The 20,092-nt window shown below is 42.7% G+C and carries 17 protein-coding genes, 2 tRNA genes and 1 riboswitch; of the genes, 15 read left to right on the top strand and 4 right to left on the bottom strand.

Translation table 11 applies throughout. From position 1 onward, the window contains the following. Positions 1-62 precede the first annotated feature (62 nt). Positions 63-138: transfer RNA gene (locus VPNCDNU1_RS27160), tRNA-Asn, on the bottom strand. Positions 139-717: 579 nt separating this feature from the next. Here VPNCDNU1_RS27160 and uvrB point away from each other — a divergent pair. From uvrB to VPNCDNU1_RS27145, 3 genes are all read left to right on the top strand, one after another. Beyond that, positions 718-2,748 carry an excinuclease ABC subunit UvrB gene (gene uvrB / locus VPNCDNU1_RS27155; RefSeq protein WP_104403284.1) on the top strand — a complete coding sequence of 677 codons (2,031 nt, stop codon included), beginning with the start codon at positions 718-720 and terminating at the stop codon, positions 2,746-2,748. Positions 2,749-3,006: 258 nt separating this feature from the next. Then, on the top strand, positions 3,007-4,398 hold the full coding sequence (luxO, locus tag VPNCDNU1_RS27150) for a quorum-sensing sigma-54 dependent transcriptional regulator LuxO (RefSeq protein WP_104403283.1): 1,392 nt from the start codon (positions 3,007-3,009) through the stop codon (positions 4,396-4,398). A 30-nt stretch (positions 4,399-4,428) separates the two neighbouring features. After that, entirely contained in the window at positions 4,429-4,776 is a 348-nt protein-coding gene (locus VPNCDNU1_RS27145) for an Hpt domain-containing protein (protein WP_104403282.1), read from the top strand. Here VPNCDNU1_RS27145 and yvcK read toward each other — a convergent pair. Then, complete coding sequence (yvcK, locus tag VPNCDNU1_RS27140; protein WP_104403281.1) at positions 4,765-5,652, bottom strand: uridine diphosphate-N-acetylglucosamine-binding protein YvcK; 888 nt, start codon at positions 5,650-5,652, stop codon at positions 4,765-4,767. The genes VPNCDNU1_RS27145 and yvcK overlap by 12 nt on opposite strands. A 211-nt stretch (positions 5,653-5,863) precedes the next feature. Then, positions 5,864-6,007, top strand: a riboswitch (molybdenum cofactor riboswitch). Between yvcK and moaA the strand changes: the two genes are divergently transcribed. The 5 genes from moaA (at position 5,995) to moaE (ending at position 8,757) form a co-directional block, all read left to right on the top strand. After that, a complete protein-coding gene (moaA, locus tag VPNCDNU1_RS27135; protein ID WP_104403280.1) occupies positions 5,995-6,987 on the top strand; it encodes a GTP 3',8-cyclase MoaA in 993 nt (330 codons plus the stop codon). It overlaps the preceding riboswitch by 13 nt. A gap of 66 nt (positions 6,988-7,053) precedes the next feature. Then, positions 7,054-7,566, top strand: a complete 513-nt coding sequence (moaB, locus tag VPNCDNU1_RS27130) for a molybdenum cofactor biosynthesis protein B (protein ID WP_104403279.1) — start codon at positions 7,054-7,056, stop codon at positions 7,564-7,566. Between the two features lie 10 nt (positions 7,567-7,576). After that, positions 7,577-8,053, top strand: a complete 477-nt coding sequence (gene moaC / locus VPNCDNU1_RS27125) for a cyclic pyranopterin monophosphate synthase MoaC (protein WP_104403278.1) — start codon at positions 7,577-7,579, stop codon at positions 8,051-8,053. Then, on the top strand, positions 8,053-8,298 hold the full coding sequence (gene moaD, locus VPNCDNU1_RS27120; protein WP_104403277.1) for a molybdopterin synthase sulfur carrier subunit: 246 nt from the start codon (positions 8,053-8,055) through the stop codon (positions 8,296-8,298). Before moaC ends, moaD begins: the two co-directional genes overlap by 1 nt. 3 nt (positions 8,299-8,301) lie before the next feature. Continuing rightward, complete coding sequence (moaE, locus tag VPNCDNU1_RS27115) at positions 8,302-8,757, top strand: molybdopterin synthase catalytic subunit MoaE (RefSeq protein WP_104403276.1); 456 nt, start codon at positions 8,302-8,304, stop codon at positions 8,755-8,757. Between the two features lie 290 nt (positions 8,758-9,047). Here the strand turns inward: moaE and VPNCDNU1_RS27110 are convergent, their stop codons facing one another. Then, a complete protein-coding gene (locus VPNCDNU1_RS27110; protein WP_104403275.1) occupies positions 9,048-11,588 on the bottom strand; it encodes a glycosyl hydrolase family 18 protein in 2,541 nt (846 codons plus the stop codon). Between the two features lie 685 nt (positions 11,589-12,273). Between VPNCDNU1_RS27110 and VPNCDNU1_RS27105 the strand changes: the two genes are divergently transcribed. The 7 genes from VPNCDNU1_RS27105 to VPNCDNU1_RS27075 all read left to right on the top strand — a co-directional run bounded on the left by VPNCDNU1_RS27105 (position 12,274) and on the right by VPNCDNU1_RS27075 (position 19,862). Next, positions 12,274-13,908 (top strand): ABC transporter substrate-binding protein, encoded by a 1,635-nt coding sequence (locus tag VPNCDNU1_RS27105; protein WP_104403274.1) that lies wholly within the window; start codon positions 12,274-12,276, stop codon positions 13,906-13,908. Positions 13,909-14,011: 103 nt separating this feature from the next. After that, complete coding sequence (gene oppB, locus VPNCDNU1_RS27100; protein ID WP_104403273.1) at positions 14,012-14,932, top strand: oligopeptide ABC transporter permease OppB; 921 nt, start codon at positions 14,012-14,014, stop codon at positions 14,930-14,932. Positions 14,933-14,947: 15 nt separating this feature from the next. Beyond that, on the top strand, positions 14,948-15,850 hold the full coding sequence (gene oppC / locus VPNCDNU1_RS27095) for an oligopeptide ABC transporter permease OppC (protein ID WP_104403272.1): 903 nt from the start codon (positions 14,948-14,950) through the stop codon (positions 15,848-15,850). A 56-nt stretch (positions 15,851-15,906) separates the two neighbouring features. Beyond that, a complete protein-coding gene (locus VPNCDNU1_RS27090; RefSeq protein WP_237324234.1) occupies positions 15,907-16,878 on the top strand; it encodes an ABC transporter ATP-binding protein in 972 nt (323 codons plus the stop codon). Next, the gene (gene oppF / locus VPNCDNU1_RS27085) at positions 16,875-17,864 is read left to right on the top strand and encodes a murein tripeptide/oligopeptide ABC transporter ATP binding protein OppF (protein ID WP_167404900.1); all 990 of its coding nucleotides are present in this window, start codon (positions 16,875-16,877) and stop codon (positions 17,862-17,864) included. The genes VPNCDNU1_RS27090 and oppF overlap by 4 nt, the downstream gene beginning before the upstream one ends. A 291-nt stretch (positions 17,865-18,155) precedes the next feature. Then, entirely contained in the window at positions 18,156-18,671 is a 516-nt protein-coding gene (locus VPNCDNU1_RS27080) for a hypothetical protein (protein ID WP_104403269.1), read from the top strand. 252 nt (positions 18,672-18,923) lie between these two features. After that, on the top strand, positions 18,924-19,862 hold the full coding sequence (locus tag VPNCDNU1_RS27075; RefSeq protein ID WP_104403268.1) for a glutathione S-transferase family protein: 939 nt from the start codon (positions 18,924-18,926) through the stop codon (positions 19,860-19,862). A gap of 63 nt (positions 19,863-19,925) precedes the next feature. Here the strand turns inward: VPNCDNU1_RS27075 and VPNCDNU1_RS27070 are convergent. Continuing rightward, positions 19,926-20,010 (bottom strand) — tRNA-Tyr (locus VPNCDNU1_RS27070). Between the last annotated feature and the right edge of the window lie 82 nt (positions 20,011-20,092).

Raw genomic sequence — 20,092 nt, 5'->3', positions numbered from 1 at the left:
TGGAACAAACCAGTCGCTAAAAACGAAAAAAGCCACGTCTTTCGACGTGGCTTTTAGAATTTTGGCTCCCCCTGCGGGACTCGAACCTGCGACATACGGATTAACAGTCCGCCGTTCTACCAACTGAACTAAGGGGGAACAATTGTGTGGTGCGCATACTATCGAGACAGCAATTTTCTGTCAACACTCAACGAGAAAGATTTGAGAAAAAAATCTTAAAAAAAATCTTTACAATCACCTAACCCTTGCACGATAAAGCCTAATCGAACTTATCCACCAAAATTGTGGATAACTGTGTTAATTGATTTTTGACAAATATTTTTTGGGCTTCTCATGAAAGAGTTTCTCACCAAAAAAATGGCGATAAAAATACTCTAACAAGATGATTTTAAACGCTTTAGCTGATTTTGATGTTTGGAAGTGTGAATGTGAATAAAAATGCACTTAGATGACAGTATCGACATATCTAAAGAAATTTTGGGGAAAAGTCGTGGATGAAAAATGGTGTTTTATTGCGGCGTTTTTCTACAGGGCTGAAAACGATACCAGATAACGTTGTCAGTATCTAGCGGCAAATGTGCCGTAGATCGGACTTTTAGTCACTCTATGTATTGACCTACATACCCAAGTAACCTCAAGATGCAGGATTCAGAGCGGTATATTCCGGTTCAAATTAAGCAGAAGACATTACCGTTAAACTTAGGTTAGGGAATAAAAATGAGCAAGACGTACGATCTCGTCTCCAAATATGTACCTTCTGGCGATCAACCTACGGCGATCAAAAAGCTGCTTGATGGCCTAGACTCTGGGCTAGCACATCAAACGCTGTTAGGTGTGACTGGATCGGGTAAAACATTTACGTTAGCGAATGTTATTGCTGAGTCTCAGCGACCAGCGATTCTTCTTGCTCCAAACAAAACGCTTGCCGCGCAGTTATACGGGGAGATGAAAGCATTTTTCCCAAATAACGCTGTTGAATATTTTGTCTCTTACTACGATTACTATCAGCCAGAAGCTTATGTACCAACAACGGATACGTTTATAGAGAAAGATGCCTCTGTGAACGCGCATATTGAGCAAATGCGTTTATCTGCAACAAAGGCTCTGCTGGAAAGAAAAGACGCCATCATTGTTGCATCTGTTTCTGCCATCTACGGTTTGGGTGATCCAGACAGCTACCTAAAAATGATGCTCCACGTGACCAGAGGGGATGTAATAGGTCAGAGAGATATTCTAAGGCGATTGGCAGAGCTTCAATACTCTCGAAATGATGTTGCTTTCGAGCGCGGTCAATTTAGGGTGCGTGGCGAAGTTATTGATGTATTCCCTGCCGAATCTGAGCAAGATGCAGTACGCATCGAAATGTTTGATGATGAAGTTGACTGTATCAGTGTGTTTGATCCGCTGACTGGCGTGGTTAAGCAACGAGATCTTCCAAGATTTACCATTTATCCGAAAACTCACTACGTTACGCCTCGTGAGAAAATCTTGGATGCTATTGAAGAAATCAAAGTTGAGCTTGAGCAACGAAAAAAGCATCTTATTGAAAATAATAAGCTTCTTGAAGAGCAACGAATTTCGCAACGTACTCAATTTGATATTGAAATGATGACCGAACTTGGGTTTTGCTCCGGTATCGAAAACTATTCGCGCTATTTAAGTGGCAGAAATGAGGGTGAGCCACCACCGACGTTGTTTGACTATTTACCAGCAGATGGTCTTTTAGTTATCGATGAATCTCACGTTACGGTTCCTCAAATTGGCGCTATGTATAAAGGTGACCGTTCGCGAAAAGAAACCTTAGTTGAATTTGGTTTTCGATTACCTTCGGCATTGGATAACCGTCCAATGAAATTTGAAGAGTTCGAGTCCATCGCACCTCAAACTATTTTTGTGTCTGCGACACCTGGAAATTACGAATTGGAAAAGTCGGCTGACGACATCGCCGATCAAGTAGTGCGCCCAACAGGGTTACTGGATCCTGAGTTGGAAGTCAGACCCGTTGCTACGCAGGTGGATGATTTACTGTCCGAAATTCGAATCCGCAGTCAAAAAGGTGAACGCGTTCTGGTGACGACGTTGACTAAACGAATGGCGGAAGATTTAACGGAATACCTGCACGAGCATGGCGTAAAAGTACGTTACCTGCATTCTGATATCGATACGGTTGAACGGGTAGAGATTATTCGGGATCTTCGCTTAGGTGAATTTGATGTGCTTGTTGGGATTAACTTACTTCGAGAGGGGCTTGATATGCCTGAAGTGAGTTTGGTTGCAATACTGGATGCCGACAAAGAGGGCTTCCTTCGTTCGGAGCGTTCCTTGATTCAGACCATTGGTCGTGCGGCTCGTAACCTACGTGGTAAGGCTATTCTTTACGGGGATAGGATTACTAAATCCATGAAAAAAGCGATGGATGAAACGAATCGTCGTCGTGAAAAGCAGCAAATGTACAATGAAGAGCAAGGCATTACCCCTCAAGCGCTTCAAACTAACGTAAAAGATATTATGGAGCTTGGCGATATCGCTAAAGCCAAAGGAAAACGTCATAACAAGCAAGTTCCCCTATCTAAGGTTGCAGAACCATCGAACAGTTATGAAGTACTTTCGCCGCAGCAGTTGGAGAAAGAAATTTCGAAGTTGGAAGGTCAAATGTATCAGCATGCCCAAAACTTAGAGTTTGAGTTAGCGGCTGGAAAGCGTGATGAAATAAAAAAGTTGAAAGCGCAATTTATAGCAAATAGCTAAGGCCTGATAATTCATTGAACTGAATTTAAAGCAAAAAAATAGCCAATAGAAATAGTTCTATTGGCTTCATTTCGTGAAAACTTTGTTCACTAACAACGTCAGTTGGCTAGGTGACCTGTTAGGGTCATACATGAAGTTGCACATAGCGTGCCATGTTTATTTCACCCTTTCTTTTACATTTTATTCCGTTTAGGCTATTATTTTTCGCAAAATGCGATTCATATTGCAATTACATTACTAAAGTGCAACGGCTAGGTTATGCAAGACACAACAACTAACCCGAACCCTAAATATCTTCTGATGGTAGAAGATACGGCTTCGGTCGCAGCGTTATACCGATCCTATCTCAATCCACTTGGCTTGGATATTACTATTGTAGGGACGGGAATAGACGCAATCAAAAGTCTGGAAACACGAACACCAGATCTCATTTTACTCGACTTACGCCTACCTGACATGACAGGGATGGATGTACTTTCGTCAGTAAAATCCAATTACCCTGATGTCCCTGTCATTTTCATGACTGCTCATGGTTCAATAGATACCGCAGTTGAGGCGATGAGAAAGGGGGCTCAGGATTTCCTTATTAAGCCATGCGAAGCAGACAGGCTTCGTGTCACGGTCAATAATGCACTCCGTAAAGCTGGAAAATTACGTTCTCCAACCAGCGAGCCAGATAACAACTATCAAGGCTTTATTGGCAGTAGCCAGACTATGCAGGCGGTATATCGAACAATTGATTCTGCAGCCCCTAGTAAGGCTTCTTTATTCATTACGGGGGAAAGTGGTACTGGTAAAGAAGTGTGTGCGGAGGCTATACACGCTGCGAGTAAACGTGGTGATAGCCCTTTTATCGCAATCAATTGTGCTGCTATTCCTAAAGATCTCATAGAAAGTGAGCTTTTTGGTCATGTTAAAGGTGCTTTTACAGGTGCATCCACAGATAGGCAAGGTGCCGCTGAATTAGCCGATGGTGGAACTCTGTTCTTGGATGAGTTGTGTGAGATGGACTTGGATCTCCAAACTAAGCTGCTTCGATTTATCCAAACGGGTACTTTTCAAAAAGTAGGCTCTTCCAAAATGAAAAGTGTGGATGTACGTTTCGTTTGTGCAACCAACCGCGATCCATGGAAAGAAGTGCAAGAAGGGCGTTTCCGTGAGGATCTATATTACCGACTTTATGTGATTCCGTTGCATTTGCCACCATTGAGAAATCGTGGGGAAGATGTGGTAGAGATCGCCTATTCATTGCTTGGGCATATGTCTCATGAAGAAGGGAAAGGCTTTGTACGTTTTTCCCAACAAGTACTCGATAAATTTATCGACTACGAATGGCCCGGTAACGTTCGCCAATTGCAGAATGTGCTGCGTAATGCTGTGGTACTTAATCATGGGAGTGAGATCACACTTAATATGCTGCCGCCACCATTAAATTTGCCTTCGGTATCAGAATTGAAACAAGTAAATGCAACTGATTCAATTTCAACTAAACTCTCAATAGAAGAAATACGACCACTTTGGCTTACTGAAAAAAGTGCGATAGAGCAAGCAATTGAAGCCTGTGAGGGTAATATTCCAAAGGCAGCCGGTCACCTAGATGTCAGTCCGTCTACGTTATATCGCAAGCTGCAAACTTGGAAAGAGCAATAAAGAGAAACACAATAAGTTTAAGAGGGCAGAATGAAAGCAGTCGTCAATACAGACAAAATAGACGAGTTGAGTCGAGATATCGGAGAAGAGAACCTTCCCATGCTTTTTTCTATTTTTATTGGAGAGTTAGTAGATTACGCTGAAGCGCTAGCAAATGGTCCATCTGAGCAAAGCGAAGCCGAAGAACAGTTAAAATCGATCAGTCATTCACTGAAAAGCAGTGCAGCGAGTTTTGGTGCTGAAAGATTATGCGAATTTGCAACAAGGTTAGATGCGCGATACAAAACAGGTGAAGACATTAATACGTCAGAAAATAGGGAAACAATGATCACCTGTTTGCACTTAACTAGAGAAGAATTTCTCAAATTAACCCAATAGGTTTTCTATTGCTTTCTGAAGTTTAGTTCTATCGTGTCGCCATTGATGATTAGCTGAAGCTAAATCAATGGTGACTATTTCACATACGCCAGTTAACTCTCCATGATTGTCATTGCCGAGTAGGACGTCGATCTCACGGCCATCACAAGCTCTTTGGCACCAAGTGAGTTTTTCTTGAAGAGTCATGCGCCCAGCAGGACCATATTCTGGCGATAAGTTTTCGACAAATACGAGTTTAGCGCTTGAGTTTCTTGCTATCGCTTTACCCAACTCAGGAAGCAATAGCGGAGGCATTATACTAGTAAGAAAACTGCCCGGTCCTAATATGATGCAATTGGCTTCTTCAATGGCTTTTATTCCTTCCTTAGTCGCTTGAACTTGAGGCTCTAAGTATAAACGTTGTAGATCGTGCTCAGTTTCATCGACACTGGTCTCTCCACGTACCCATTCACCAGAGATCGATAACGCTGTTAGATCCGAAGGGTGTTCAGTCATTGGAACGATGTTGATATCGACTTTGAGCATATCTCTAATTAAATTAATTGCTTCCAGAGGTCGGACTGAAAGATTATCTAAGGCGGTGAGCATTAAGTTACCAAGGTTGTGGTCATTTAACTCGCCTACACCCTTGAAGCGGTATTCAAACATCATAGAACCGATAGAGGGTTCCGTTATCAGCTGATTAATACAATTTCGTGTATCACCCCACGCAATTCCACCTTGGCAATCGCGTATTCGACCTGTTGAACCACCGTTATCGGTTGTTGTGACAATACCTGTTGCGTTATTACCGAAATCTTTCAGTGCAGCCAACATTCTTCCAAGACCGTGTCCGCCGCCTATAGCGACCACTTTTTTGTTTTTATATAGCGTCATAGTTGTTCTTATATCGCATTTAATTTTATTGATTAAAGTGTACACCTCTCGAAGAGGTATAAGAGAAATTCCGTGTTTATAGCTTGATACTTTGCCTATAGAATCGCTAAATTTCTACCAAATAAGCTGCACAAACCCGAGTTTTTGCAATTTTGACTGGTATCCCACACTAATATTAAGTATTTTATTAAGACGCTGCCACGTAGTTACGTGGCTGCCATAACTCCGAGCTTTCACTGCTAAGTTCGCATATAAGCGAATAAGAGGTGTCAGCCAGTGACAATTTGGTCACAAGGGTTTGTTTGGAAATGAACAAGCCTCCCGTGTTTGGAAAGGTGTTCCGTGGCGCAACAATTCGAAGATAAATTCAATCGCAAGTTTTACTACTTGCGCTTATCAGTTACTGATGTTTGTAACTTTAAATGCACATACTGTTTACCTGATGGATACCAACATCCTTCGGGGCAACGTAATTCATCCTTTTTAAGTCTCCCTGAAATCCGTCGTGTGGTTCACGCATTTGCTAGTTGTGGAACAGATAAAGTCCGCATCACTGGTGGCGAACCGAGTTTACGTAAGGATTTTACCGAAATCATTCGCGAGATTGCTTCAACACAAGGTATTCGCAAGGTTGCCACTACAACCAACGGGTATCGTATGGAGAAACAGGTAGGTGAATGGAGAGCGGCGGGTCTTACCAATATAAATGTGAGTGTCGATAGCCTAGACTCCAGAATGTTCCATCAGATTACTGGTGAGAACAAGTTCGCTCAAGTCATGGCTGGGATCGATAAAGCATTTGAAGTCGGCTTCGAGCAAGTAAAAGTGAATGCAGTACTGCTCAAAGATTTGAACAGTAGTGAGTTACCTGCTTTTTTGCATTGGATCAAAGAGAGACCGATTCAACTTAGGTTTATCGAGCTTATGCAAACAGGAGAGATGGATGAGTTATTCAAACATCATCATCAATCTGGCGTAAGTATTCGTAATCACCTCATTGCCAATGGTTGGCTGCTCAAGCCAAAAGCGCTTAACGACGGTCCAGCTCAAGTCTTTATTCACCCTGACTATCAAGGGGAGATAGGACTTATCATGCCATATGAAAAAGATTTCTGCGAAAGCTGTAACCGTTTAAGAGTATCGGCTAAAGGTAAACTGCATTTGTGCTTGTTTGGTGATCATGGCGTTGAGCTAAGAGATTTACTGCAACACGATAATCAAGATGTTGAGCTAATAAATCGTATTTCTGAGCAATTACAAACTAAGTCTGTTAGCCATTTTTTACACGATGGAAACTCAGGTATGACGCCACACCTCGCATCTATCGGCGGCTAAATAATTTTAACGCTGGTGGGTTCCCGCCAGCCAATAATTTCAATCTATAACAAGTAAGGTGAGCAAATGGGGCACGCTGAAAGTAAATTTGAACCTGCAAACATAGCTGTTTTAACGGTTTCTGATACCCGAACGGAAGAGAATGATACCTCTGGTGGCTATTTAGCTGAGCACTTGCGAGAAGCAGGTCATAAGCTTGCAGATAAAAGAATCGTTATTGATGACATGTATCAGATTCGTGCTGTTGTCTCAAAGTGGATTGCTGACGATACGATTCAAGCGGTAATGATTACTGGTGGTACAGGGTTTACGTCTCGCGATAGTACTCCTGAAGCGCTTGTTCCACTATTCGATAAGCAAGTCGAAGGATTTGGTGAATTGTTCCGTGCAGTTTCTTATGAAGAAATTGGCACGTCAACTATTCAATCTCGCGCAATTGCAGGGTTTGCTAATCACACCGTAATTTTCGCAATGCCAGGGTCGACTGGAGCATGCCGTACCGCATGGACAAAGATCATTAAGCAGCAAATGGATGCCAGCCATCGTCCATGCAATTTTATGCCTCACCTCAGTAAATAAGAGGAGCATCATGAATCAATTTACCCATATTAATGCTTCTGGCGAGGCGAACATGGTTGATGTGTCTTCAAAAAATGACACAGTTCGAGAAGCCCGTGCAGAAGCTTTCGTCCACATGTCACCAGAAACACTTCAGTTAATTGTTTCTGGTTCACACCACAAAGGTGATGTGTTCGCTACGGCACGTATTGCTGGTATTCAAGCAGCTAAGAAAACATGGGACCTGATTCCACTTTGTCATCCATTACTCTTGTCTAAAGTTGAAGTGCAGCTCGAAGCAATTGAATCGGAAAATAAAGTTAGAATCGAATCTGTTTGTAAGTTGGCTGGAAAAACCGGCGTTGAAATGGAGGCGTTAACTGCGGCTTCAATTGCAGCTTTAACCATCTATGATATGTGTAAAGCGGTTCAGAAAGACATGGTTATCAGCCAAGTTAGATTACTTGAAAAAACGGGTGGCAAGTCTGGTCACTTCAAGGTGAACTAATGATTAAAGTTCTATTTTTTGCTCAAACTCGCGAGCTTATTGGCGTAGATGAACTCGAACTAGACTCGACGTTTGAAACGGCTGAAGAATTGCGATCTTACCTTGAGGAAAAAGGTGATAAGTGGGCATTGGCACTGGAAGCTGATAAGTTATTAGTCGCTATTAATCAGACGCTTTGCCCGTTAGATTCACCTCTGAAACATGGTGATGAGGTCGCATTCTTTCCGCCTGTTACAGGGGGGTAACGAATGGCAAATGTATCTGTTCAGGTTAATGATTTCTCTCTTTCTGATGAATATGAACGATTGGCAATAGGCACTTCGGCGGGCGCTGTGGTTACGTTTGTTGGAAAAGTGAGAGACATGAACTTAGGGGACAATGTGATTGGGTTATCTCTCGAACACTACCCTGGAATGACTGAGAAATCCCTACTTGATATCTGTGAGCAGGCAAAGCAGCGTTGGAATATAGAAGCGATGACCGTGATTCACAGAGTAGGGGATCTTGATATTGGTGATCAAATTGTGTTGGTTGGTGTTTCCAGTGCTCACCGTGGTGATGCGTTTGATGCGTGTGAGTTTGTGATGGATTTCCTTAAAACCAAAGCACCATTTTGGAAAAAAGAACGCACTACGGATTCAGTTAGATGGGTAGAGTCTCGAGAGTCTGACGCATTAGCAGCAAACCGCTGGGAGCAAAAATAGTCCGCTAATTTGATACGGTTTGATAGTGGTATTAGGCAACTCCACTAGCGCTGAATTGTGTTCTTAAATTCTAACGCTAACTACTTGATGCTTCAAAAGTTTTGTTTTTCTAAAATTCAGTCTTCAAAAACTCAGTTTTCAAAAGCCTTGTCTTCGAAAAAGCTTTGTTTTCAAAAAAACTTTAGTCGAAAATAAAGGAAACCGGTCAGTGGAGATTTCTCTGACCGGTTTCTTTTTTATGTTGAGCTTATGCAGAACATAAGCTCAAGGTTGTGTTACTTAGCTACATTTTACTTAGCTACGGTACAAACAGTAGACCAGCTACCGTCAGAACCTGGTACAGAAGTGGTGTACCAGTTTGCTTTGTAGATAACACCGTTGTGAACCAATTGGTCACCTGTTTTAGCGTGGTTAGGGTTACCTGCCCAGTCTACTTGTGGCCAGTTAGGGTATACGTTGATACCTGTAACATCACAAGTTGGGTCTACAACGTTCTTCTTAACTAGAACAGCAGCTTGAGCAGAGCTTGACGCTTTGCCATCACTTACAGATACAGTGAAGTTCAGTGTTGTATCTACATTGTAGCTAGCAGCAGTAAAGGTTACTTTTGAACCTTGAACTGTCGCATTTAGACCAGCTGGAACATCCCATGTGTAAGTTAGAGTGTCATTGTCAGCATCAGTTGAAGCACTTGCATCAACTACTACTGTAGCGCCAGCGCTTACTTGTGCAGGAGCCGAAACTGCTGCTACTGGAGCATTGTTCACGCCTTTCGCACTTACAGTAACAGCGACACGGTCAGTTGCTGCTGCGCCTTCGTTATCTGTTACCGTTACTTCAAACACGTAAGTTTGAGTAGCCGTTACAGCTGCGAAATCAACAGAAGCTACCGCAGCATTTGCGCTAGTGATAGTGACCGCTGGACCCGATACTTGTGCCCAAGCGTAGCTTGCGATTGTACCATCAAGGTCTTTAGAAGCACTTGCATCAAGCGTTACTTTTGCTGGACCTTCTACAGAAACGTCAGCACCTGCTTTTGCAACTGGAGTGCGGTTACCTACGGTAGTCGCAAGGCCTTCGTGCATAGCATTTAGGATGTCGCCGTTATCCGCATCGATTTCCCAAGAGAATAGACCTGCAAGACCTAGGCTACGAACGTAAGCACCTTTTGCTTTTACAGAACGGTCATCATCAAATGTGATGAGTTTACCGTTTGAACGGTTCCATACGTAAGGAGCTTCAGCTAGTTCGTCGTATCCGTACTCATAGCCATTTACACCTTGCTTGTTAGCGCCAAGCATGTGTGTCTTAATGCCTTTGTAGTCGATAACACCGTCTTGCCATACACCTTGAGCTTCTGTACCAGTTAATGCGCCAGTACCAGTACCTGTCATTGGATCAGTAGGGTCTGTAAGCGTTGAAGGCATTACACCATCCCAACCACGACCGTACATCGCTGTACCAACAACCAGTTTGTTTGCTGGAACACCTTGAGCTAGAAGGATTTGAATTGCATTGTCAGTAGTGTATGCAGGACCTTTGTAAGGTACGCCATCAGCGTCTGTACCCGTTCCGTCACACTGACCAGGGCGCATGAACTTACCACAGTTAAGTGCTGTCTGGTGACCTGGAGAATTGCTCCATGCACCGTAGAAGTCGTAAGTCATCGCAAAGATGTAGTCCATGTGTTGAACTGCTGCTGCGTAATCCACGTCTTCCAGTTTGTCGTAACCAACACCGATTGCAGAAGTTAGCTCGTAAGTACGACCTGTTTCTGCTTCTAGCGCGTTAAGCATGGTGCGCAATTCTTGCATTAGTGCAACGTACGCAGGACCGTCATTAACAGGGTCACCTAGATTGCCGTTTGGACCGCCACCACCAGGGAATTCCCAGTCAATATCGACGCCGTCATAGAACTTCCATGTTTTAAGGAATTTCTTAACAGAGGCAACGAAGATATCTCGGTTCGCTTTTTCAGTGAATCCATGGAATGGGTCGGATAGTGTCCAGCCACCGATAGAAGGAACAATTTTTAGATCCGGGTTACGCTGTTTTAGCGCCATCAACATGGCGTAGTTTCCTTTGATAGGATCAGCGTATTGGTGGCCAGCTTGGCTGAACCCTTTCATAAATGCCGCCCATGGGTCGTGAACTACAACTTCGTAGTTGTTGACGCCAGTACATAGTGTTTGCAACATTCCATGACCGCTAGGGTTGTCTTTCTTCAGGGAGTCATTTGGTCCACAAATTGGGATGAAGCCATAAAGAATATGTGTCAGGTTGTCTACTGGGATATTATCCACGGTGAAATCACGACCGTAGATACCCCACTCAACAAAATAAGTACCCACAACAGTATTTGGATCTGTAGCGTACGTTTTGTTGTTAGGGTCCACGTTCATTGGAAGTGGTTTTAAGTGTGCACCGTCGGTATCAGCAACGACAATCTCGCTAGGTGCCGATTTTGAACAACCCGTCGCATCACATGCTGCAATCTCTAGAGAGTAACGACCGCCTTTACCATATTGGAAACTAGCTGTTGTCGTACTACCAGCTATTGGACCAGAGCTTACTTCTATGCCGTCAAAGAAGATTTTGTAGGTGTCACCTGTCACGCCAGACCATTGATTAAACTTAATGGTGATGTCTGCAAGATCCTTATAGTTCACCATTTGGTGATACCCTTTTAAGGATTGCATCTCTAACTGAATTTTTGAAAATTGCAGGTTGTTAGAACCATCAAGATCAATAGTCGGAACTGCTGGTGCAGCGATTACAGACCCTGATAGTGCTAATCCAACACCAATAGCGCATAAGCTTAGATGTCTCATTGTATTTCTCTCATTCCTTGTATAAATAACTGCCTCAAAAATGCAGAGGCGAAAGATTCGATGGTCATAATTGCAACCATCCGAATCAGTGTTTATGAGAGGCAAAGTTTTGACAAAGAAAAATAAAATGCTTTTGAATCGACATAAAAAAAGTAAAAATTAGTTTCTTATGCGTTACAAAAAAAGTGATTGTGCCTCGATTTTTTATAAAACCTGACATGCTTGTGTTGCACTTATGAATTTTTGCACTACTCCTGAAAATGTGAGTGACTATTGTCACATTTATGTTGAAACCTTGTGGCATTTTGTGGGGTGCTAATCGACTTGGTTTGTATATAGTGTTAAATATTTGTTCAAATATAGTATAAGATTCTGCAATGTTGCTTGTTTTTAGAACAAATTGGTTTCTATGTTTGGCTCAGACGCTATCTAAGTGTGTTTGAACCACTATTTTTAAAGTTATCAGAGTAATTGTCTGAAAAATGCAGTGATCCCAAAAATTAAACGGTTTTTTACTACATTTTTATGGCAAATTACTTCAATGATTGGTAGTGTGTTGCGCAATCTTCTTTAGGTTTAGAAAACGCTGTACGCTTTTTTTGCGCTAAATTTTTCTAAATGCCCTCCGTTCTGGCAACTAAAGAAGACGTCATGGATGCAATCAAAAAAACTTGGAGTTTAATGCATGTATAAGAACAAAATCACTCAAGCACTTCTTCTAGGTGCTGGTATGGCAGTGGCTGCCACTTCGTTCTCCTCTCTTGCTGCTGATGTTCCAGCAGGCACAAAATTAGCGAAGGTTCAGGAACTGGTTCGTGGTAACGGTACTGAAGTAGCAACTATCGACCCGCACAAATCACAAGGTGTTCCAGAGTCTCACGTAATTCGTGATTTATTGGAAGGTCTTGTAAACCAAGATGCTGATGGCAACACTATTCCTGGTGTAGCAACCCATTGGGAAACTGCTGATAACAAAACTTTTGTTTTCCACCTACGTAAAGATGCTAAATGGTCAAACGGCGATCCTGTGACAGCGCAAGATTTCGTTTACAGTTGGCAGCGTTCTGTCGATCCAGCTACAGCTTCTCCATATGCTTGGTACATGGAATACACCAAGATGGTTAACGCTGCAGACATCGTTGCAGGGAAAAAAGACAAAAGTACATTGGGTGTTAAAGCGCTAGATGATCATACTCTAGAGGTTCAACTGGAAACTGCAGTCCCTTACTTTGTTATGATGACTGGTCACACTACAACTAAGGCTGTTCACAGAGGTACTATCGAAAAACATGGTGATCAGTGGACAAAACCTGAAAACTTCGTTGGTAACGGCGCATTTGTTGTAGACAAATGGGTTCTTAATGAGCGTATGGTTCTTAAGCGTAACCCTAGCTACTGGGACAATGATAAAACCGTTCTTGATCAAGTGACGTTCCTTCCAATTGAAAACCAAGTAGCGGAAATGAACCGTTTCTTATCTGGTGAATTGGACTTCACGTCTTCAGCTCTTCCTGTTGAGCACTTTAAGCGTCTTAAGAAAGAGTACCCAGAGTCTGTTTCTGTAGAAGGCAGCTTGTGTACTTACTACTACTCGTTCAACACCAAGAAGAAGCCATTTGATGATGTGCGTGTTCGTAAAGCGATTTCTTACGCTATCGATCGTAACATCGTAACCGATGCTATTTTGGCTCAAGGTCAAAAGCCTGCTTACTTCCTAACTCCTGAAATCACAGCTGGTTTCAACCCTGAGTTACCTGAGTTTGCAAAAATGTCTCAGAAAGAGCGTAATGCAGAAGCAGCACGTCTTCTAGAAGAAGCTGGTTTCGGTAAAGGCAACCCACTTAAGTTCACTCTTCTTTACAACACTAACGAAAACCACAAGAAAATTGCGGTAGCGTTAGGTTCAATGTGGAAGAAAACATTGGGTCTAAACGTAACACTTGAAAACCAAGAGTGGAAAACTTACCTATCTACTAAAGATCAGGGTGACTTCGAAGTATCACGCGCAGGTTGGTGTGGTGACTACAACGAAGCTTCGTCATTCCTAACTCTAATGGTTAGCAAGAACACGACTGCTGGTCAGCACTGGGGCAATAAAGAATATGATGCTTTGATCGACAAAGCACTTAAGTCTACTTCAGACGCTGAGCGTACAGCTCTTTACGTGCAAGCAGAAGATCTGATTGCTAAAGAGATGCCAATTGCTCCAATTTACCAATACGTACGTGCACGTTTGCTTAACCCTCACGTTGGTGGTTTCCCATCAAACAACGCAGAAGAGAAGATCTACTCTAAAGATCTCTACATCAAAGCGAAGTAATCACCTCCGCTGATAAAATTATAAATAACACGGACACTGCATGTGAGAGTCACATGCAGCGTTTTTTCTATTATTCATTGTCACAGACTGAAAGAGTGAGTTTATGCTTAAATTCATTATGAAACGGATATTCGAAGCGATTCCAACGATGTTGGTGTTGATCACTGTATCCTTCTTTCTAATGCGCTTTGCGCCAGGGAACCCGTTTTCAAGCGAGAAGCCATTACCACCAGAAGTAATGGCGAATATTGAAGCGAAATATGGTTTGGATAAACCAGTACTTGAACAATACACCACGTACTTAACGAACGTTGTACAAGGTGATTTTGGTCCTTCATTCAAATACCTAGATTACTCGGTTAATGAACTGATTTACGGTGCATTACCTGTATCTGCTAAAGTCGGTTTCATCGCCTTTATCTTTACCGTAATTATGGGGGTATCCGTCGGCACGATAGCAGCACTCAAGCAGAACACTTGGGTCGACTACACCATAATGTCCACGGCAATGCTTGGCGTTGTAATGCCATCCTTTGTGCTGGCTCCTGCGTTAATCTATCTATTCTCTCTGCATTGGAATCTTTTCCCTGCTGGTGGTTGGCATGATGGCAGCTTAAAATATTTAGTTCTGCCAGTAATAGGTATGTCTCTACTCTATGTTGCTACGTTTGCGCGTATCACTCGGGGTAGCATGATCGAAACACTGAACAGTAACTTCATTCGCACAGCTCGTGCGAAAGGTTTGAGCTATCGCTACATTGTTGTTAAGCATGCTCTGCGTCCAGCTCTGCTTCCAGTTGTGTCTTACATGGGACCCGCATTCGTAGGTATCATCACAGGTTCCGTTGTAATCGAAACTATTTTTGGCCTACCAGGCATTGGTAAGCTATTCGTAAACGCAGCATTCAACCGCGACTACTCGCTAGTAATGGGTGTAACCATCTTAATTGGTTTCTTATTCATCCTATTCAACGCAATTGTTGATATTTTGCTAGCTATGATTGACCCGAAAATTCGCTACTAAAGGGACCGGATTGATATGTTGACTAAAAAAGAAAATCTTGATGCGATTGAAAAGTTCTCTAAGGACTTAGAAGTAGAAGGTCGCAGTTTATGGCAAGACGCCAGAATCCGTTTTATGCGAAATAAAGCGGCGATGGTGAGCTTAGCTATCCTATTTGTTATGACAATGGCTGTCGTGTTCCTGCCAATGTTCGCCCCTTTTGCATACGACGATACTGATTGGTATGCGATGCACGTTGGTCCAAATGCGGAACACTGGTTTGGTACAGATAGCCTAGGTCGCGATATATATGTACGTACACTGATTGGTGGTCGAATCTCACTTATGGTAGGTGTACTCGGTGCATTGGTTGCCGTGACGATTGGTACACTTTACGGTGCAGCTTCAGGTTTCATCGGCGGTAAAACCGACCGTATCATGATGCGTATCCTAGAAATCCTGTACGCAGTACCATTCATGTTCTTGGTTATCGTATTGGTTACCTTCTTCGGTCGTAACATTGTGCTTATCTTCGTTGCGATTGGTGCAATTGCATGGCTAGACATGGCTCGTATTGTACGTGGTCAAACTCTTAGCCTTCGTAGCAAAGAATTTATCGAAGCGGCACATGTATGTGGTGTGAGTAATTGGAAGATCATTACTCGTCATATCGTGCCTAACGTACTGGGTATTGTAGCGGTTTATTCAACCCTTCTTATCCCTAGTATGATCCTAACCGAATCTTTCCTATCGTTCCTAGGTCTTGGTGTACAAGAGCCAATGACGAGCTGGGGCGCATTGCTTCAGGAAGGTTCGCAAACGATGGAAGTAGCTATTTGGCAGCTAGCGTTCCCAGCCGCATTTATGGTTGTGACTCTATTCTGCTTCAACTATGTCGGTGACGGCCTGCGTGACGCACTGGATCCAAAAGATAGATAAAAAAATAATTATCGGATCCTTTTAGAGCAATTAAAAAATTACACAGGAAAGCAATGATGAGCTTGTTAGATGTTAAAGATCTGCGAGTCGAATTTACCACGCAAGATGGTATCGTCACCGCAGTCAATGATCTGAATTTTTCTCTGAGCCAAGGGGAAACCCTTGGTATCGTAGGCGAGTCTGGCTCGGGTAAATCCCAAACTGTATTCGCCATCATGGGGCTTCTTGCTAAAAACGGCATTATCTCTGGTAGTGCAAAGTTTGAAGGTCGCGAAATTCTGAACCTGCCTGAAAGCGAGCTCAATCGCGTTCGAGCAGAACAGATAGCGATGATCTTTCAAGACCCTATGACATCACTCAACCCATACATGAAAGTCAGCGATCAGTTGATGGAAGTGTTGATGCTGCATAAGGGCATGGGAAAATCGGAAGCATTCGAAGAATCTGTTCGTATGTTGGAAGCGGTTAAAATTCCTGAAGCTCGTAAGCGCATTACCATGTATCCGCATGAGTTTTCGGGCGGCATGCGACAGCGCGTTATGATCGCAATGGCACTATTGTGTCGTCCGAAACTGTTGATTGCCGATGAACCTACGACAGCATTAGATGTAACGGTTCAGGCTCAAATCATGGACCTATTAAATGAGCTTAAGAGCGAATTCAATACCGCTATTATTATGATTACTCATGATTTGGGTGTTGTAGCTGGTTCATGCGACAAGGTTCTTGTCATGTATGCGGGTCGTACCATGGAGTACGGCTCAGTAAATGAGATTTTTTACAATCCTAGTCATCCCTATGCTGAAGGTTTATTAAAAGCCATTCCTCGTTTGGATACCGAAGGCGAAATCTTGCCAACGATTCCAGGAAACCCACCTAACTTGCTTCGCCTACCACCAGGTTGCCCATACCAAGAACGCTGTCATCGTGTGACAGATAAATGTATGACTGACACACCTGAGTTGGTTAATTTTGGCGATGGACGTCAAAGAGCATGTTTTTCTGATTGGGAGGCTTGGAAGCGATGAGTGATGAAAAAAAGTTATTGCTTGATGTTAAAGATTTAAAAGTACACTTTAGCATAGCGCCCAAATCTGCCTGGCCTTGGACTAAACCGACGCCTTTGAAAGCCGTTGATGGCGTGAACATTCGCCTTTATGAAGGTGAAACACTCGGTGTAGTAGGGGAGTCTGGTTGTGGTAAATCCACCTTTGCTCGTGCTGTTATTGGACTAGTCGAAGCGACAGAAGGCGAAGTAGTATGGTTAGGACAAGACTTAACCAAAATGCAAAATGTTCAGCGACGTAATACGCGCAAAGAAATCCAAATGATATTCCAAGATCCTTTGGCTTCATTGAACCCGCGTATGACAATCGGAGACATCATTGCTGAGCCACTGGAAACATTTTATCCAGAGCTATCAGCGAATGAAGTCAAAGAACGTGTTCGCGAAATGATGACTAAAGTGGGTCTTTTACCGAACGTAATCAACCGCTACCCGCATGAATTTTCTGGTGGTCAATGTCAGCGTATCGGAATTGCTCGAGCTCTAATTCTTCGCCCTAGAATGATCATTTGTGATGAGCCAGTTTCAGCACTTGATGTATCCATCCAGGCGCAAGTTGTTAACTTGTTGAAAGAGCTTCAGAAAGAGCTTGGACTAAGCTTGGTCTTTATTGCCCACGATCTTTCTGTTGTTAAGCATATATCTGACCGTGTTTTAGTCATGTATTTGGGGAATGCCGTCGAGCTTGGTGAATCTAAAGCGTTGTTTGCGGAACCAAAACACCCATATACACGCGCACTGATGTCTGCAGTACCAATCCCTGACCCAGAACTCGAACGTAAGAAGAAGATAGATATGCTTGAAGGCGATCTTCCTTCTCCAATGAACCCACCTTCAGGTTGTGTATTCCGTACTCGTTGTCCTGAAGCGACGGAAGCATGTTCGCAGAAAAAGCCTGAAATTACGGGAGACGACGTACATGCCGTTTCTTGTTTTATGGTTAACTAAATTCAGCCTGTGACAGGCTTAAGCGCGGTGCCTTTGTGGACCGCGCTTTTTTTGTGCAAAAAATATTAGCCTTCTTTTTATTCAACTCTTCCTTTTCTTACAGCCTAAATTTATCCGATATTTCAATCTCAAAGCGTGTATTCCACACTAAAAAACTACGTATTATTCGTTGCATTAATATTTAAATGTAAACAAGATGTAAATAAAATGTTTTACAAAAGTTTATTTGAGAGTAAGAATGTACTATTAGTTAAGCATGAATACGCTTTATTCAGTGCGCTGGAGGCTCATATGAAAAGACTGTATTACATCACTAAAGATTTAGACGATGCAGAAGAAATCTCTGATGAAGTACACGCAAATGGAATTGATGATCACCATTTCTATGTATTAAGTCGGGATGATAATGGGATCAACACTCATCACTTGCATGGTGGTGTATCCCTTGAGACGGCTCATATCATTTCAGGCACACAAAAGGCCTTGATAGCCGGAGCGGTCGCCGCTGGCGTCCTTATCCTTTTTCTCACGTTCTTCACTAACCTATTTGCTTCTTCCAGTTTTGTTCCGTTTGCTTTGATTTGCATCATCGCCATTACAACAACTGTGATCGTGAAGATGACTGGTGGTTCGTTCGACAATTACTTTATGAGTTTGTTTAATCAACACCTCGATGATGGCGAAGTGGTTATTGTCATCGATGTTGAGCGCGATCAAGCGCACCGAGTTGAAGACATTTTGAATCGCCACCCTAAAGCCGAGTTTATTGCCGATTGCTCGAGTATTGGCTCTCCAATCCCTGATTAAATGTATCTTCGGTCAACAAAATACCTTGGGGCTGACTTCTTGTCAGCCTTTATTTTTAGTCCCTATTTTTGAAGCTGTACGGCTGCTTATTCAAATATTTCGATGAAGTTGAACGGTATAAAGTGGTCGTTTCTTTATCATAGATTTGTAGACTAACCCTATATCAACCAGACCCTAAAGTTTTTGATAAATGACTTTTGTGTCGAGTTGACTATGTTCAAAAAAAGAAAACCGTCAGAGAAGGACAAAAACATGGGTAAGTTAGTTGAAGGCGTTTGGCATGATGTTTGGTATGACACAAAAGCAAGTAATGGAAAATTTGTTCGAGAAGACGCGGGTTTTCGCCATTGGATCGAAGATAAATCAAATGCCGAATTTCAGCCCGAGTCGGGACGTTATCACCTATACGTCTCATTAGCTTGTCCTTGGGCGCATCGAACGTTAGTTTTTCGAAAGCTCAAAGGGTTAGAAGAACACATCTCGGTATCCGTAGTGAGTGCTGATATGCTTTCTGAAGGTTGGCAGTTTGATCAGCCTGAAGAGTTGTTCGGTTTTACTCGAATGCATCAAGTGTACACGCAAGCTAAAAATGACTATACGGGAAGAGTGACTGTTCCTGTACTTTGGGATAAGAAAACCAAAACCATTGTTAGCAATGAATCTTCTGAAATTATCAGAATGTTTAACAGCGAGTTTAATACACTGACAGGCAATAATGACGACTATTACCCTGAGTCGCTTCGTAAAGAAATAGAGAAGTGGAACGAATTTGTTTATCCAAACATCAACAATGGTGTTTATCGCTGTGGCTTTGCAACAACGCAAGAAGCTTATGAAGAAGCGTATGATCAGCTATTTGATGCGTTGGATACTGTTGAAGAGCAGTTAGCCTCTCAACGCTACTTAGCGGGTTCTCAGATTACAGAAGCCGACTGGCGCTTATTTACGACACTGGTTCGTTTCGATGCGGTATACGTAGGGCATTTTAAATGTAATAAGAAACGCATCGCGGACTACCCAAATATTCATGGGTATTTGAAAGAGCTGTATCAAGTTGACGGTGTTAAAGAAACCACTAATTTTGAACACATAAAAAGGCATTATTACTTCAGCCATACCGGGATTAACCCAACTCAAGTGGTGCCAAAAGGACCTGCATTGGATTTGGATAGCCCTCACGGCAGAGATTAGAGAAATACTCAAGATTCAGGTAATAAAAAACCAGCTCAATATGAGCTGGTTTTTTATTTTATATGGTGGAGGGGGACGGATTCGAACCATCGAAGGCAGTGCCGGCAGATTTACAGTCTGCTCCCTTTGGCCACTCGGGAACCCCTCCAGGGTGTTTTTTATGCTTCGAAGAGCAAACTTAAAAGATGATTTCCCAACGCATCAATCAAGCTGTCTGATGTTTAAAAGGA

It is taken from the genome of Vibrio penaeicida (assembly GCF_002933855.1).
GTDB lineage: Bacteria > Pseudomonadota > Gammaproteobacteria > Enterobacterales > Vibrionaceae > Vibrio > Vibrio penaeicida_A.
The sequence above is the reverse complement of the archived record's forward strand: the minus strand, read 5'-3'. Positions and strand labels throughout refer to the sequence as shown.